Origin of the sequence: Paenibacillus lutimineralis (genome assembly GCF_003991425.1) — a bacterium.
Classification (GTDB): Bacteria; Bacillota; Bacilli; order Paenibacillales; family Paenibacillaceae; genus Fontibacillus; species Fontibacillus lutimineralis.
This window is the reverse complement of record NZ_CP034346.1, coordinates 3792383-3808792: the sequence shown is the minus strand read 5'-3', so window position 1 is coordinate 3808792 and position 16410 is coordinate 3792383. Positions and strand designations below refer to the sequence as shown.

10 protein-coding genes are annotated in these 16410 nt (G+C 46.1%); all 10 read left to right on the top strand.

Annotated elements, in window-relative coordinates:
- Positions 1-19 precede the first annotated feature (19 nt).
- On the top strand, positions 20-1279 hold the full coding sequence (locus EI981_RS16770; RefSeq protein ID WP_127000041.1) for an alpha-L-fucosidase: 1260 nt from the start codon (positions 20-22) through the stop codon (positions 1277-1279).
- A gap of 326 nt (positions 1280-1605) precedes the next feature.
- Positions 1606-2994, top strand: a complete 1389-nt coding sequence (locus tag EI981_RS16765; protein WP_127000039.1) for an ABC transporter substrate-binding protein — start codon at positions 1606-1608, stop codon at positions 2992-2994.
- 138 nt (positions 2995-3132) lie between these two features.
- On the top strand, positions 3133-4881 hold the full coding sequence (locus tag EI981_RS16760) for a sensor histidine kinase (RefSeq protein WP_162616203.1): 1749 nt from the start codon (positions 3133-3135) through the stop codon (positions 4879-4881).
- A gap of 100 nt (positions 4882-4981) precedes the next feature.
- A complete protein-coding gene (locus EI981_RS16755) occupies positions 4982-5905 on the top strand; it encodes a carbohydrate ABC transporter permease (RefSeq protein ID WP_127004777.1) in 924 nt (307 codons plus the stop codon).
- Positions 5906-5917: 12 nt separating this feature from the next.
- Positions 5918-6748 carry a carbohydrate ABC transporter permease gene (locus EI981_RS16750; RefSeq protein WP_127000035.1) on the top strand — a complete coding sequence of 277 codons (831 nt, stop codon included), beginning with the start codon at positions 5918-5920 and terminating at the stop codon, positions 6746-6748.
- A gap of 28 nt (positions 6749-6776) precedes the next feature.
- Positions 6777-8357, top strand: coding sequence for a response regulator transcription factor (locus EI981_RS16745; protein WP_162616202.1), 1581 nt, complete (start codon positions 6777-6779; stop codon positions 8355-8357).
- Positions 8358-8382: 25 nt separating this feature from the next.
- Positions 8383-9516: a glycoside hydrolase family 88 protein gene (locus tag EI981_RS16740; RefSeq protein WP_127000031.1), complete on the top strand. Its 1134-nt coding sequence runs from the start codon at positions 8383-8385 to the stop codon at positions 9514-9516.
- 16 nt (positions 9517-9532) lie between these two features.
- Positions 9533-10861 carry an alpha-L-fucosidase gene (locus EI981_RS16735; protein ID WP_127000029.1) on the top strand — a complete coding sequence of 443 codons (1329 nt, stop codon included), beginning with the start codon at positions 9533-9535 and terminating at the stop codon, positions 10859-10861.
- 347 nt (positions 10862-11208) lie between these two features.
- Positions 11209-12033 carry a hypothetical protein gene (locus EI981_RS16730; RefSeq protein ID WP_127000027.1) on the top strand — a complete coding sequence of 275 codons (825 nt, stop codon included), beginning with the start codon at positions 11209-11211 and terminating at the stop codon, positions 12031-12033.
- A 139-nt stretch (positions 12034-12172) separates the two neighbouring features.
- Positions 12173-16138, top strand: a complete 3966-nt coding sequence (locus tag EI981_RS16725) for an InlB B-repeat-containing protein (protein WP_127000025.1) — start codon at positions 12173-12175, stop codon at positions 16136-16138.
- Positions 16139-16410 lie beyond the last annotated feature (272 nt).

Here is a 16410-nt window from a genome sequence, read left to right as displayed (position 1 = left end):
TATGAAGGGGTAAATATAAATGAATAATGAATTGAAGAAGCAGCCATCGGATTATGTTATGGCTCTGCCGACCCCAGAGCAACTAGCTTGGCAGGATAAGGAGCTTGGCTTGTTCTGCCATTTCGGAATGAATACATTCTGTGATCAAGAATGGGGAGAAGGCAATGATTCACCTGCTCTGTTCAATCCGAAGGAACTGGATGCACGGCAATGGGTTAGAACGGCAAAAGAGGCGGGATTCCGCTATTTCGTTCTGACAGCGAAGCATCATGACGGGTTCTGCCTCTGGCCAACCTCGACGACCGATTATTCCGTCGCTTCTAGTCCTTGGAAGAATGGACAAGGCGATGTTGTTAGAGAATGTGCGAACGCCTGCCGTGAGGAAGGGATGGGCTTCGGCATCTATGTGTCTCCCTGGGACAGACACGAGCCATGCTACTCGGATCCCGAGAAATATGACGACTTCTACTGCCGTCAATTAGAGGAATTGCTTACTGGTTACGGGCCACTAGTGGAAATCTGGTTCGACGGCGCTGGCTCCGAAGGCCGTGAATATGACTGGCGGCGGATCATTGGTCTTGTCAAGCAGCACCAGCCAGAGGCGATGATCTTCAATATGGGCGCTCCGACGATACGCTGGGTTGGTAATGAGGACGGACTTGCCCCATACCCTTGCTGGAATACGGCAAAGACAGCGAAAGGAAGCATGTTCAGTGAAGCATCTTTACAGTGGCTGCCGGAGACCCCAGATTGGGTGCCGGCGGAATGCGACGTACCGATCCGTAAGGATCACTGGTTCTGGCATCCGAATGATGAGGATTCCTTATTGACATTAGAGCAATTGATGGATATTTATTATCGATCGGTGGGTCATGGGGCGACCCTTCTGCTTAACGTCTCCCCGGACGATCGTGGGCTGCTGCCTGAGGTAGATGCCAAGCGCCTGCTGGAACTTGGAGAGGAGATCAGACGTAGATTCAGTCATTCTCTGGCTGAGATTGAGGGTTGCGGTGAGATGCTTGAATTGGAACTGACCAAAGCTTCGTTGATTGATCATGTCGTGCTGATGGAAGATATAGAGTACGGGGAACGGGTGCGTCAATATGTTCTTGAAGTCCATGCCGATGGAGAATGGAAGGAGATCGTTCATGGCAGCGCAATCGGCCATAAGAAGATCGATGCCCTGACACCAATAAATGCAGATAAAATCCGGTTACGGCTTACGGAGTCTGTTGCTAATCCGATCATTCGTAAATTTGCTGTATATAGCTCGCAATAGATCAGTCTGCAGCCTCCCATCAATCTAGCAACTCTGAAAAGCCTACGAAGCTGGTGAAGAAGGATAGGTTGTCGCTTGAGGGGCATACCCTTTTACCTAAGTCAAACTATAAAAAGAAACCGCCTTTGGGTTACACTACCAATCACCCAAAAGGAGCGGTTTCTTTTTATATGTGATAAACCAATAACCAGATTCCATTCAATATCAAAATGCAGCGAACATATCGAAATATTGCACGAACATATCGAAATATTGCACACTATGGAAGCGCTTTTACTACTAAAATCTAAATCGAAGTTACATAATGATAGGTAGGGGGATGCGAAATGAAAAGGTTCAAAATGTTATTGATCAGCTTCCTTGCGTTTGCATTGGTCACAGGATGCGGTTCAAGCGGGGGAAATTCGCCGGCGAACGATCAGGCATCAGGCAATACGGATGGAAATCAGGCCGCAACTCAGCCGAAAGAGGAAGACAAGAAACAGGATAAGGTTACGATCAAATACTACACTTGGTACAATGGTTCACAATTCGAGGATATACAGAAGATTGTCGATAACTTTGAGAAGGAGAACCCTGGTATCCATGTAGAACCGATACAGCTTGTAGATAACGCAAACAGCACCGACTTCTATAAGAAATTGGATATTATGAGCGCAGCAGACGATCCTATTGACGTCATTCAATTCTCTCATGTCGACTTTATTATCGAGCGGGCAGCGCGAGGCGTCCTGGCTCCGATCGACGATGATCTGAAGAATAATAACATCGATCCTGCTAACGACTTCTACGTCAATCCGGTCTATCAGGGTAAGGTCTACGGTCTTCAGGATATGGCCAGCCCTTGGGTGGTTATTATCAATAAACAGGCCCTCGATGAAGCAAATCTTCCGGTTCCGGAATGGGGCTGGACCTGGGATGATTTCCGTGATTATGCGAAAAAGTTGAATAGGGGCGAAGGAGCAGATAAACAATTCGGAGCTTACTTCCATACTTGGGGAGAGTACGTGGGCTTCCCGGCATACTCCGAAAAGCCGCATCCGTATCTGTCCCAAGATCAGCAGCCGATATTCAACGACGAATCCTACAAGCAATTTTTCGAGCTGCGCCGCGCTATGGAGAAGGAAGACAAATCGGTCAAGCCGTTCTCTGAGATCGTTGGTGCCAAGCTTCATTACGCTTCAGAATTTTTCAGCGGGAAAGCAGCTATGGTGCCTACAGCAACATTTATTGTAGGAATGATCAAGGATCAAGAGAAATATCCACATGATTTCCAGACTGTCTTTGCGCCTCTACCTCGTTCGTCCGATAGCGCGGAAATCGGATCTTCTTATATCGGCGGGGACTACCTATCCGTGGGCACTTCTTCCAAGCACAAAGAAGAAGCTTATAAATTCATTGAATATGTAGCTCTGCAGACCGATGTCATTCGAGATTTCCCAGGCTACAAGAAGACAGATGCCAGCAAAGTAATCCAAGCTCTGGTCGGCCCGGACGCTGCGTTGATCGAGGAGGAATCCTTGAAAGCGACAGTCTTTGACAGTAGAGCGAAAACGGTCTACGACGCGAACTGGACTACCGATTATGCAGGGCAGATGAAGAAGGTTATCGAGGACGGCTTCAGCGCTTTTATGCTTGACAATCTCACGTTCGAAGCCGCACAGAAGCAAATGATGGATGATGCCAATAAAATCATCAGCCAAGCGAAAAAATGAATAGATTGACCGGTTGATAGATTGGTATATTGAAAAGGCGGCCGCCATGGCGGCCTTTTCAGGCTTTCGGTTGAATCGGAACTTAGATCGGAGTGAGGCGAAAGGCGCATGTACAAACTTTTTAAACGGTCGTTTTATATGCGGAATCAGCTGACTTTGTTAATTTTTATCCTGCTTCCGCTGTCCATCGTTTCATTCATGACCTTTTTCCTGATCAAGGATGTTGTCATCGATAAGGTACAGAACTCGCGTCAGAATGTAGTCAATGTAATGGCCGGAGATATGGAAAAGAGTGTGGAGGACATCATATACGCTTCGAACTTATTCAGATACAACGCGCTATATGATGATTTGCATGCATTCAAGAATGTGGACCAGATTGCTTCTTCGGAAGATTATAAGAGATACGGACGGATTTCTGAAATGCTGGACCTAGCCTTTTCCAAGACTTCCGGTCTGAAAGCGCTTGTATTCTATGTGAACAAAGCCCAGTTCCAGATCGGAACTGCCGGTGCTGATTACGATGCCAATAATAGGATCGAGGCGATATCATCGGAATGGATTACAGAACGATGGAAGAAAGAGGCTAATCCGGAGCGGATTTATTGGTTTAACGTGCCTGCTGGGCAAGGAGAATTGTACGATATTGATGAATCAAATTATCTTTTTGTGAAGGTGATCAAAGAACATAACGGCAATGATTACTTGGGGGTGCTGTACGTAGCGGTTTCCCACAGGTACTTTCATCAGTTGTTCGAAGGCATCGGAGCAGGGCAGATCGGCTTGTATGAAGCGGACGGGAACCCGATTCTTTTATACCCGCAGCAATCAGAGCTTGAATCCGTCCCCGAAGTTATCGAATTGCAGTCAAATGTTTCGAGAACGGGTTGGAAAGTGGTGTATCGGTTTTCACCTAAGGAGATTACGGACGAGATAACGAATATATTTTTTCTGTACGGGCTAGTGCTCGGCGTATCGGCCCTTATTTTTATCGCTCTGTCCATCGTCTTGGCGAAACGGATTCATCGACCGTTATTCAAGCTGCAGAGGATTGCGGAGAAATTCGGAGACGGGAATCGGCTTGTGCGATTCCCTGTAACAGGTTCCGACGAATTCGGGGTCCTGGGCAAGGCCTTTAATAATATGCTGGATCAGATCAACCAGTTGATCTCAGACGTTGAGCAGGAGCAGGAGGAGAAGCGGATTATTGAGCTGCAGGCTCTGTTCTCCCAAATTCGACCTCATTTCTTGATAAACACTTTGAATTCCATCAAATGCGATTTGCTGCTTGCTGGGGATTCCATCCGCGGCCGGCAGATCGAAGCTTTAATGAGTCTCTTAAGAGCGTATATGCGTGTGAACGATAAGAGTACGCTAAGGCAGGAGTGTAAGCTGCTCCAGGATTATGTTGATATCATGAAGGTCAGAAGCCGTTTACGGCTTTACCTGATCGTAGATCTTCCGGAAAATCTGGAGTCATTCGAAGTTCCACGCCTTGTGCTGCAGCCTCTTGTAGAGAATGCGATCGTACACGGTTTTGCAAATCCGCCCGATTATGCAGAGATTGAGGTTCAAATCAGCGAGACGGAGTCAGGGGTGATCATACAGGTGAAAGATAACGGGATCGGCATGGAAGAAGCACAGATCGATCGGCTCAGGACAATACTTAAGGAGGAAACGTATGCCCAGGAAAATCGCAGAGTTGGGTTGTTAAACACGCTCAGGCGCTTGCGTTTAACTTACGGACCTAATGCAACAATAGACGTGCTGCGAAATGAGGATGCCGGCACCACTTTTATCATGTTTATTCCCAAACCTGAAGAGAGCAACCAGCAACGAGAGCAGGCCGAATATATTGTTGTCGATGACGATAAGTGTCCAAGGTAACAATATTTCACATACTAGTATAAATCGTTTCCTCGGGTTTTCGCGTGATCCATTATCATACTCTCATAGATACATATAGATTGAGGTGAGGGATATGGCAATGGTTTCGACGAAAACAGATGTTGAGAAAGGTAGGAAGGTTTTTTGGACAAACTCCCGTAGGGAATCGTTAGTCGGATTTTTGTTTGTTGTCCCGGAGATTGCGGGCATCCTGTTGTTCGGCGTTTTCTCGTTATTCTTTTCGCTATATTTAAGCTTTACAGAGTGGAACCTGGTTGGAGGGCTCGATGCAATTCATTGGATTGGTCTCGATAACTACAAAGCGATTCTCTCTGATGCGAAATTTCTCAAAGCACTGAAGAACAATCTGCTTTATTCCGTCATTCTTGTTCCGGTAAGCATGCTGCTCGGATTGATTCTGGCTGCGGTAATCAATTCGAGGGTATATCTGAAGGAACTGTTCAAAGTGGTCTTTTTTATCCCGTATATTGCTACAACCGTAGCAGTTGCAACCGTGTTCAGCATATTATTCCACCCTACGCAAGGCGCAATCAACAACATCTTGATGACATTAGGGATGAGCGAGCCTCCGGGGTGGCTGGGCAGCACAAATTATGCTCTTTGGGCAATTATTATCATCGCGGTGTGGCAGGTTCTCGGCTACAATATGATCATTTACATGGCCGGATTAACGAATATTCCAGATGAGTTGTACGAAGCGGCAGATATCGATGGAGCTGGGACTTTACAGAAATTTTTCAAGATAACCGTTCCCTTGCTTGGACCGACAACATTTTTCTTAAGTATCACCGGCATAGTCTCTTCCTTCAAGGTGTTCGATCTGATCGCTTTTCTAACTTCCGGAGGTCCGAATAACTCGACCAACGTATTGGTTTATTACCTCTATGAGGAAGGGTTCCAAAATTTCCGCATGGGCTACGCTTCTGCATTGTCTATGGTGCTGTTTATGATTATCGCTATTATTTCGATCATTACATCACGTATGCAGAAGAACGAGTTCTAGGGGGTATGACCGATGAAAAAATTGAGTTTGGGTAAATTGATAACTACTGTCATAGTCGGATTTTTCTCTTTGTTGTTCATTTCTCCATTGGTTTGGATGTTATCTGCAGCTGCCAAATATGAAGTAGATGTGATGAAATTTCCAATCGAATGGATTCCGACCAAGTGGAACCTGATTGAGAATTTCAAAACCGTATGGCTTGGCAATGTGCCGTTCGGCTTGTACTATTTGAATTCATTGAAACTCGCGGTTCTAATGACATTACTGACACTGCTCTTCTCATCCATGGCCGGCTATTCGTTCGCCAAATTGAATTTCCCGTTCAAAAATGGGCTGTTCGTACTCGTGCTCTCATTCTTTCTTATTCCGCAGGAATCAACCCTAGTTCCAAGATATATCCTTATTAAATGGTTCGGACTTTATGATACGCACTTCGCACTGATCCTGATGGGAGCATGTTCGATCCCGTTGACGTTTCTGGCGCGTCAATTTATTAAGGATATTCATACGGAGTATATCGAAGCGGCGAAGATCGATGGCGCCGGGCATTTGCGGATTTATTGGCAGATCATTCTGCCGATGGCCAAACCGATCTTGGCAACTGTAGGCATTCTGAAGTTTCTCTGGACATGGAATGATTACCAGAACCCATTGATTTTCCTGATCAGTAAAAGCAAGTATACCGTTACGCTTGGAATACAGTCGTTTGCTTCACAATACGGTACAAGCTATGCGGTGATTATGATGGCTGCTTTATCGACGATTTTGCCTATTCTTATCGTTTTCGTGCTTCTTCAGAAGCAAGTGATTAATGGAATTACTATGGGAGGAGTCAAAGGATAGACTTACAGCAGATGTGGAGGGAAGCTGCATGATATATCGGATGATGCTGGTTGACGATGACGTTCCTATGTTAAGTTACTTAGAACAACTGCTGCCATGGGATGAGCTCGGTCTGAGAATAACCTCTTCTGCCTGCTCTAGTATTCAGGCATTGCGTCTGTTCAAAGAGATGGACCCGCAATTGGTTATTACAGATATAGGTCTCCCGCAGATGGATGGGGTCGAACTGGCTATGGAGATGAAGAAAATCAATCCGGATGTCCGGATTATCTTCCTCACCTGTCACGAGGATTTCTCTTACGCCCGCAAGGCGGTACAGATCAGCGCGGACGATTATTTGATCAAGGATGAACTCACTTCTGTCAAATTGAAGGAAAGCGTTCTCAAGGCGGTATCGCATCTGGACGAAATGACGAGCCGCCTGGAGCAATTATCAGATCGGATAGAGATTCAACGGCATAAGAACTTGCTTAAACAGTCATTCATGAAGCAAGTTTTGTCTGGAGACGACTCGGATTCGGTGAAGAAATTGGGCTTAAGAATAGGGGTTGTATGGAAAAAAAGCGACTTTCTGATGGCGCATGGCATGTTCGATTACGCTTCATTCGCGGCGCGCTACAGCTTCAAGGATCTTCCGCCGATCCGGTTCGCTCTTTATAATATTGCCGAAAATTTAGCTTTGGCCATTGACGGAATGTCAGTGTTTCAAGACGAAGATGGAACGATTCTGCTGATCTATAATTACGAGAAGAATCTTGCTGTAAATGCGTGTGAACGATTCGGTCGATATATAGATCAAGTTCATAGAGCGGTTCAGCAGTATATCAAGGTTCGAATACGGGTTGTCGTCAGCAATCCGTTCCAAGGCGTTAAATCGATCGGTTCGATTCATTCCCGCCTGAAGCAGTATGATTCAGATCTGTATTACGATTCGGTCTCCTCAGCTGTCATGCAGGATTGGAAGCCGGCCGAGTGGCTCAGAACACCCCATATGACGACAGGCGTAAGAGCGTCATTCTTGGCTGCTGCGAGGGAAGGAAACCCGAAGTTGCTACTGGATTTGTTCGATAAATCGCTGGCAGAAATGAAGGAAAGCCGGGTATCGCCCTCTAGGGGGCGTTCGGAATGCTCGCAAATGATTCGTATGATTGAATTTGAGCTCGGTTATCAGGGAGAATCAGAATCCTTTCATTACTATTTCTTGCATGCTGGAAGAATCGAAGAGTCGCTGGAGCTGATTCATATGCGGATTGAGCATGTCATGGGACCGACGGCAGATTCCGTCATGATGTTCTCGAAAACACCCAGGCTGAAAGTTATTGAAGATTATGTGATAGAGCACATATCGGAGAATATTACAGCTGTTACGATGGCAAGTCACCTATTTCTGAATCCGAATTACTTCTCCCGGTATTTTAAGAAATTAACCGGCATGAATTTCACGGATTATGTACATAGTCTGAAGATGGATATGGCGGCGCAGATGATCAAGAACGATGCGGGCAAGATCGAAGTGATCTCCATGAAATTGGGTTATTCGGATCGAACTTATTTCTCGAAGGTGTTCAAAAAGTATAACGGAGTGACTCCAAGCGAATATAGGCACTAACTTGAATGAAGAGGGGTTAGGACGGATGTGGAATAAAGCGATAGAGGATGCAGTTGAGAAAACTAGAGCCAATATTGCTCGATTCGGAGATCAGTTTCCCCATGTCGGGGTCAATGGCGGCGGTTATACTCAAAATTTGAACCCAAACAATGAGTGGACAAACGGATTTTGGACGGGAATCAACTGGCTCTGTTATGAATACACACAGGATGAGGTTTATCGCAATGCTGCGATCAAACAAATCGAAAGCTTCCGCCATCGTTTGCAGCAGTATATCTCTTTAGATCATCATGACATCGGCTTTCTATTTTCGCTGTCCACCAAGGCTCAATGGATTCTCGAGAAGAATGAAGAGGCGAAGAGACTGACGATTAGCGCTACGGATAAATTAATGAAGCGTTGGCGTGAACCGTCGCAGTTGATTCAGGCTTGGGGGAAGGAGGGCGATGAGGTAGAAGGAGGCCGCATTATTATAGACTGCCTGTTGAATCTTCCCTTGCTTTATTGGGCATCGGATGTAACCGGAGATATTTGCTATCGCGAGAGAGCAATGATCCAAGCGGAGAAGAGCAGAAGGTATCTGGTCCGAGGCGATGATTCCTCGTATCATACGTTCTCCTTCGATCAGTTGACGGGGGTCCCCATCGGCGGCTCAACCCATCAAGGCTTTCACAACGGATCGACATGGACTCGGGGGCAGGCATGGGGCGTTTACGGCTTCGCTTTATCGTACCGTTATACCGGAATTAAGCTATTCTTGGAAACATCCAAACGGCTGGCTCGCTATTTTCTGGAGCATCTACCGGAGGATCGCGTCGCCTATTGGGATCTGAATGCGCCAGTCGACGCCGGTACGCCGCGCGACAGTTCCGCTTCCGCTATCGTCTGCGCGGGATTGCACGAGCTGCTGAGTCATCTGGAAACGAATGACCCGGAACGGGACTATTTCCAGCAATGGATGGAGCGCTCTATGGAGTCTCTGGTGGAGCGGTATTCAACGATCGGCGATCCGGATGCGGAAGGGTTTCTCCGGCGCGGCTCTTACAGCGTACGTCATGGGCATTCTCCAGACGACTTCGTAATATGGGGAGATTATTACTACCTTGAGGCTTTGATGCGTCTTGAACGGGGAGTTTCTGGATACTGGTATGAAAGATAAATGAAGGGGTGCTGGTATGAATAGAAGTATTGTTGAACAAAGAACGGAACGTACCCAGTGGTTCTTACACGACCGGTTTGGGATGTTCATTCATTGGGGACTGTATGCAATTCCGGCAAGAGACGAATGGGTACGAAGCCAGGAAAAAATGACGTTGGAAGATTATCAGGTTTATTTCGATGAATTTAATCCAGACCTTTATGACCCGCGAGCTTGGGCGAGGATAGCCAAGCAGGCCGGGATGAAATACGCTGTAATGACGGCTAAGCATCATGACGGCTTTTGTTTGTTTGACAGTCAGCTAACCGATTACAAGTCGACGAATACGCAAGCGAAACGGGATCTCGTCCGAGAATTTCTGGATGCTTTCCGCGCCGAAGGATTGAAGGTAGGATTATACTACTCTTTGCTTGACTGGCGTCACCCCGATTATCCGGCCTATGGGGATCTCCATCATCCTATGCGCGATAATCCCGAGTTTGAGCGGGATCCGGCCACTTTTGACCGCTACCTGGATTATATGCACGGACAAGTTCGGGAGCTGCTCACCGATTATGGCATGTTGGATATCATGTGGTTCGATTTCTCGTATGAACACTTGCAAGGGAAAGCTTGGCGTGCTAATGAATTAATGGAGATGATTCGCTCACTGCAGCCGCAGATTATCGTGGATAATCGATTGGAAGCTAGCGGTTCGATAGGCGGAAGCATATACTCTAACGATCCCAGCTTCTACTCCGGGGATTTTGCTTCTCCGGAGCAGATCATTCCGCCCAGAGGGGTTGTCAATGAAGCAGGTGAGTCCATACCATGGGAAGCATGTATCACGCTGAACAATCATTGGAGTTATTCCTCAAGCGACCAGGTGTATAAAACGGCAAGAATGATCATCCGTAAGCTGGTTGAGTGTGTTAGTAAAAACGGCAATTTGCTATTGAATGTGGGACCGAATGCCAGAGGGGAAATTCCGGACAAGTCAAAAGCTATACTGGAAGAAATCGGTTCATGGATCCGGCGCAACTCGGACAGTGTCTACGGATGCGGCGAAGCCGGGATAGAGAAGCCGGAGTGGGGGCGTTATACGAAGAGAGGGGATAAGCTATACGCCCATTTGTTTGAAGAAAATGTAGGTGCGATCAATTTGCTAGGATTAGCCGGACGAATCAAGAAAGCTCGCCTGCTGGCGGACGGCTCTGAGGTGTTGATCGGGCATCCATGGAACACGGCGCTGTATTCAAATGATGCGTTTCTTTCCTTATCCCGTCCTGAACACTATACATTTCCGCTTCCTGATGAAATAGATACGGTGATCGAACTGACCCTAGTGGTAGAGGAATTATGCTGATAGAATAATATTCGGAATTGTTACGGCTCATCCGCAGACGGCGGGTGGGCCGTTTGTCTGCTTGAAAACACAGCTGATCTGTGCCGTGATATATTATCGTACAAAAGTTGCACATAATGGTAGTTTTTATGCACGCTCCTGAAGGGACGATTCCCTATTATAGTATTAAAACAAAACGCCTGCATTAAGCCATCTGGGGGTGCATTTTTTTGTCTAAACGCTTGCTTATCCATAGCAAAACTAAGAGAGTTGCATTGGTTTCTTTCGTTACAGTCGTTGCCATTGGCCTTATTTTCGTAGTTTCCTCACTAATAAAACCGGTTAGCGGATCACCTCAGGGGGGTGACTTGATTGTCATTGACGGATTTGGGGTATCCGAACAGGAGTTTCTACTATTTTTATATGATGAACGTGCATTAACCGCCAACACTTTTCTTCAGAAATATGGAGCTGACGCCGACTCTGAATTTTGGGATCGCAAATATGACGGGCAAACTCCCTTGGAATATGCCCGCCACAGCGCGCTTGAAAAGCTGCTGACAGCCAAAATGGAGGCTATCATTGCCGTGGAACATGGGCTGATTGACAAGGATATCCGCTTTTCTTCCATCATGAATGAACGAAAAATTACGAATGCCGAGCGCGAACGCATGCTGAAGGATGGCGAGGTGTTTTACGGTTTGTCTTCCTTTGATGAGTATCAATACTATAACTATGTCAGAAATAATGTCTGGTCTGAGCTCGTCAAGTGGTATTTGGATACAACGAGGGTGACGGATGAAGAGTTATATCCTGTTTACGAACAAGACAAAGATATGTTTACGCTGGGTGTTGAACTTAAATATATGATGCTGCGGCAGGACGGCTCCACTGAAATGTTGACTCAGTCGGAGAATGATATTCCAAAGGGAGATATGGAAGCGCTTAATATTTGGTATGAATTGAACAAGCTGGAGGCGGGGGAGCAGCTGAGTAAAGTTGAATACAAAGGTGAGCTCGTCGATGTATTGCTGATGTCTAGAAAGGAAATGGGTTATAGGCCTTATTCGGAGGTTAAACCATTTTTATTACAAATGAATGCAGAGAATCAACTTCAATTGATGGTGAAAGAACGCGTTGAAAATGCAAATATACACATTGACCGGCAGAAATTGAACTCTATCCGATTTTAGGACTCATCTATCAATCAGCCTAAATTACTCAGCGATCTTTAGAAGATTGAAAGGGGGGAGGTGAAAAAGGCATATTACGAATCTTAAGTTTTAAATTCATGAAGTTTCAGGGAAGCATTCTGATTTGAGGAGGGAAAGTATGTATCTTTTTAGACGGTTCAAAAAGATTGTATCACTTGTTCTAATCTTCTCACTTATAGGAGCAAATTTGGCCCTAGCTAATGTTCAAGCTGGTAATTCGGAGGAGGGACTGCTTACTCTGGATGCTAGCTTGGACAAGCCAGAAGGTATCGGGGAAGAGGAAGGCGGACGGATCGTTCTTAATGAGAACGAGGAGGACTATTCCATTCATCCTAAAAGCGCTGTCTATAGTCATGGATCAGCACAGGGTCTGATAGTGAATGTGTTGCCGAATCTAGAGGATTTAACGGAAGCAAAGTTGAACGGCGAGTCTATCGGCAGCGGAAACTATACCGTTAATACGTCCGAAAATACTGTTCTTATTTCAAATCACTATTTGGATAGTTTGTCGCCGGGGAGCTATTTGCTTGAATTGAGCTTTGGGAATGCTGAACGTGAATTGAAGCTAACGATAGGCCACGAACTGAATGCGGTGACAGGCCTTGCATGGTCCGGAGCCAAGGCAGTTTGGGAGGAGACGCCCGATGCTGTCAGCTATGTAGTTGAATTGTTTAAGAATACAACTTCATTAGGGCTGGAAGCCTCTTTGACTAACCAATATGATTGGGACAGCATGATCAGCCAACATGGCCCGGGTGATTACACATTCAAGGTTAAGGGCGTAACGGCTGATAATCGGCATACCCCGGATTCCGCATTAAGCGATTCCAAAGGCTTTGGTCTATTTAATGCGCAACAACTCTCTGCTAATGATCTTTCGTTGAGCTTTGATTCATCCGTGTTGAGCAAGGGGTCCAGCGACAGGCTGTTCGTTGATGGCGGATTTGATTACGTCATTGATGATGTCGCCTTTAGTCTAAACGATGTAGATAAGGCTAAGGTTGATGTGGACCGGGACGGGAATATTCATGTCAAGTCGTCCTATCATCCGGGTGAGTCAGAAGATGACCAGGTTACTGTATACGCGACGGTCTCTTATTATGAGGGCATCGACATCCTTTTCATGGATAATTTTGAGGGCGACAAGAAGTTTACTGCAGGGGTTCCAGGTTCCTATAGTCATACTACTGTGATGCCGCACTATGGGCGTAACGCCGCTACCGCTGTATCAGGTACTACAGGGCCTGCTCGAGCGCTGGTGAATTCAAGAGCGGGCAGTCCAGTTCATGGAACGGTTACGGCTTGGTTCTATGATCATGGCGATATGGATCAACTGATTAAACTGGCGTTCAGCGTCCAGAATGTAGCTAATAACAACAGTACCAGCAATTATTATGCCCTAGGTGTTGTACAGGATCTAAGCGATAAAAACAGACAAGGTTATTATATTTGGCGTGCAGGCAGCGCATGGAATCCTACAGACGGTTCGACCAGCAATAAAATTGAACGTTCCGGGGGATGGCATAAATTCGAGTGGATCGTCAACAGTGACGGTATGACCGCTAAAATTGACGGGCAAATAGCGTATAAAACTACTGCGGTCAAGGACATCGGCGCCCTTGTGCTGATGACCAACTGGAACGCTAACGCTGGAAATATCGAAAATCGTTACTTTTTTGACGATGTCTCTGTCATTTCGCAGTCGGCGACTCTGAAAACCGCTACGATCTCCACTCAGATCAAGTTGGCGGGTAAACAATATAAAGTAACGCCCGCTGCTGTTGAATTTGACCTGGAGAACAAGGAAAATATCACCCTGCGCGTGACGCCGGACCTGGTCGACCTGACAGGGGTACTGTACGATGGCCAGAGACTTATCGAAGATGTCGATTATAGTCTGATGGACACCACAAGCATGATGCTGTTGAAGAACGGCTTCTTAAGCTCGCTACCTGTGGGTCAGGCAGCAGTCCAGCTAGAATTTGAAGGCGGGCAGACCCTGGACGTTATGGTCGACATTGTGAATCATGAACCGAGAGTGTATTATGTTTCAAACCAAACCGGGAATGATGCCAATGATGGACTGACGCCAGAGACTGCTTGGAAGTCTTTGGACAAAATAAATCAGAAAAGATTCAATCCTGGGGATCAAATTTTCCTGGATGCCGAATCAATTTGGAACGGTCAATTGAAGCTGCGAGGCTCCGGCACGGAGGATAAGGTGATTAAGCTTGGCAAATATAACGACGGAGGTCAAAAGTACAAGAGACCGGTCATTAATGGCGGCGGTACCCTAAGCAAGGATCTGTACTATATTTTTGACACTAATCCGGTAGAAAGTCGTTTAGCCTCCGGCGCTGTCGAGCTCGTGAACGAGGAATATTGGGAAATCGACGGGCTTGAAGTGACAAACCTTGGCTCCCAATGGGAAATAGGACGTAACGGCATTATGATTATGAATAATTACGCTGAGACGCTTAGGGAGCGTACTCCCGAGAACTTTATGGCCAGCAAAAAAAGCCATGTATACGTGACCAATTCCTATGTACACGATGTCAATGCCCTTCACCAGTCCTATGGCGGTGCTAAGGTGGCTGGCGGCATTATATTTTACGGCTATATCGACGATATTCTGGCCGAGGGCAATACCGCAATCCGCTGCGACAACGAAGGAATTCGCAATACAGGTTTCCACCCGGACGGTTGGACCAAGAGTGGATATCCCGCCATTATGAAAGTGCGTTACTTCAACAATTACATGGCTAACGGCTCTGGTGATGCGATGGTTCTTTCCAACGCTCTTGAGGGCGAAGCTCGATACAACTACATTACGGGTTTTGGAAAAACGTATTTAACTGACGCGAAGCCGAACGGGGAAGGTCCAAACATCACCGATGGGGTTGGCAAATATATCAGTGTGGCCAATTATGCTGCGCTCTGGTTCATGGGCGTCAAGGACTCCGTGATGGAATTTAACGAAGTGGTGGATAACCCGTACAATTGCGCCGATGGTGAAGCATTTGACATTGACAGTTTCAATGACGGGGCAGTTTATCAATATAACTATAGCCGAAACAATTATGGCGGCTTCATGTTGTTCATGCCAGGGTCGAAGAACAGCATTGTGCGTTACAACATTAGTATTGATGATGGCAGTCCTCAAGAAGGATCTGCGGCATACTCGCATTTGTTTTATTATGCGGTTGGTGGCAGCTCAAATGGCGCCGATTATCCGATTATTCACAACAATATTTTCAAGCTTGGTACAAACACGACGCGAATATTCGGTACAGCCAGCACAGGTCGGATCTGGAGCCATTTTTATAACAATATTTTGTACGGCAAGGATACGGTTAATGTTTTCGACATAGGTTCAAAGAGTGTCATGACAAATGGCAGCTTCGATTATAATATCATTTATCCGCAAACTCTGATCGATCGAAGCAAATTTGCTTCAGGCGTTTATGGATCGCATAATATTTATGCGGACCCAACAACTATACTGGAAAATATTGGGCAGTCTCTGGATATAGACATCATTCCTAAAGACGCTATTCCAACCAACGGTACTATTGTTAAGAACGGGGATAAGAATACAGTTCTGTTCAACTCGAGAAATACTGGGATCGGCAGAGCGATTGCCCGCTCCGAATTTGATGTGTCTAAGCTAGCAGGCTTCAAGCTCAAGTCAGCAGACCAAAATATTGCGGTAGGCGCTGGATTTCGAGCAGATCAAACGCTTGAAGGACGGCGGGATCTAAGCAAAATTTTCCCTTTGACACGCGACTTTTTTGGAAATGCCATTCGGCCTGATGATGTGCTTGATATCGGCGTGCATCAAATTGGGAATGAAGGCCTGAAGGCTGTTGAGTTTAAAACGGGACAGGGAGGAAGCTATATTCAGCATCAGGCTGTACCTGTAGGCGGTCTTGCATCTAAACCATCAATCGACCCGACGAGGAAGGGATATAAATTCGGCGGTTGGTATACAGACGAGAGCTATACGACAGCGTGGAACTTTGAAACCTGCACCGTCTCCGATAATACGGTTCTTTACGCAAAATGGATTTCGTCTACGGATTAATTTAATTGAAGCATTTAATACGGTAGAAGGCGGGAGCGGTGAAGACTGCTTCCGTCTATTATTGTATAAGCTAACCTAAAAAGGACCAAATTGACCTGAGGGCCATTACTTATTCCTTAAGTCAACGGACAAAAAAGCGTCTTCTGTTAAAATGGAGGTATCACACATCCATCATTGAAAGGAGCGGTTTTTTGTACCATCAAAATACCATAGACTAATATCAACAGGGTTATTTATTTAGGCTATTCGGAATATGTGGTGGAATAGCTCTC

Bases quoted from the DNA above. Each gene is read 5' to 3' on its own strand.
- EI981_RS16770 (WP_127000041.1), top strand. From the start codon at position 20: ATGAATAATGAATTGAAGAAGCAGCCATCGGATTATGTTATGGCTCTG.
- EI981_RS16765 (WP_127000039.1), top strand. From the start codon at position 1,606: ATGAAAAGGTTCAAAATGTTATTGATCAGCTTCCTTGCGTTTGCATTG.
- EI981_RS16760 (WP_162616203.1), top strand. From the start codon at position 3,133: ATGCGGAATCAGCTGACTTTGTTAATTTTTATCCTGCTTCCGCTGTCC.
- EI981_RS16755 (WP_127004777.1), top strand. From the start codon at position 4,982: ATGGTTTCGACGAAAACAGATGTTGAGAAAGGTAGGAAGGTTTTTTGG.
- EI981_RS16750 (WP_127000035.1), top strand. From the start codon at position 5,918: ATGAAAAAATTGAGTTTGGGTAAATTGATAACTACTGTCATAGTCGGA.
- EI981_RS16745 (WP_162616202.1), top strand. From the start codon at position 6,777: ATGATATATCGGATGATGCTGGTTGACGATGACGTTCCTATGTTAAGT.
- EI981_RS16740 (WP_127000031.1), top strand. From the start codon at position 8,383: ATGTGGAATAAAGCGATAGAGGATGCAGTTGAGAAAACTAGAGCCAAT.
- EI981_RS16735 (WP_127000029.1), top strand. From the start codon at position 9,533: ATGAATAGAAGTATTGTTGAACAAAGAACGGAACGTACCCAGTGGTTC.
- EI981_RS16725 (WP_127000025.1), top strand. From the start codon at position 12,173: ATGTATCTTTTTAGACGGTTCAAAAAGATTGTATCACTTGTTCTAATC.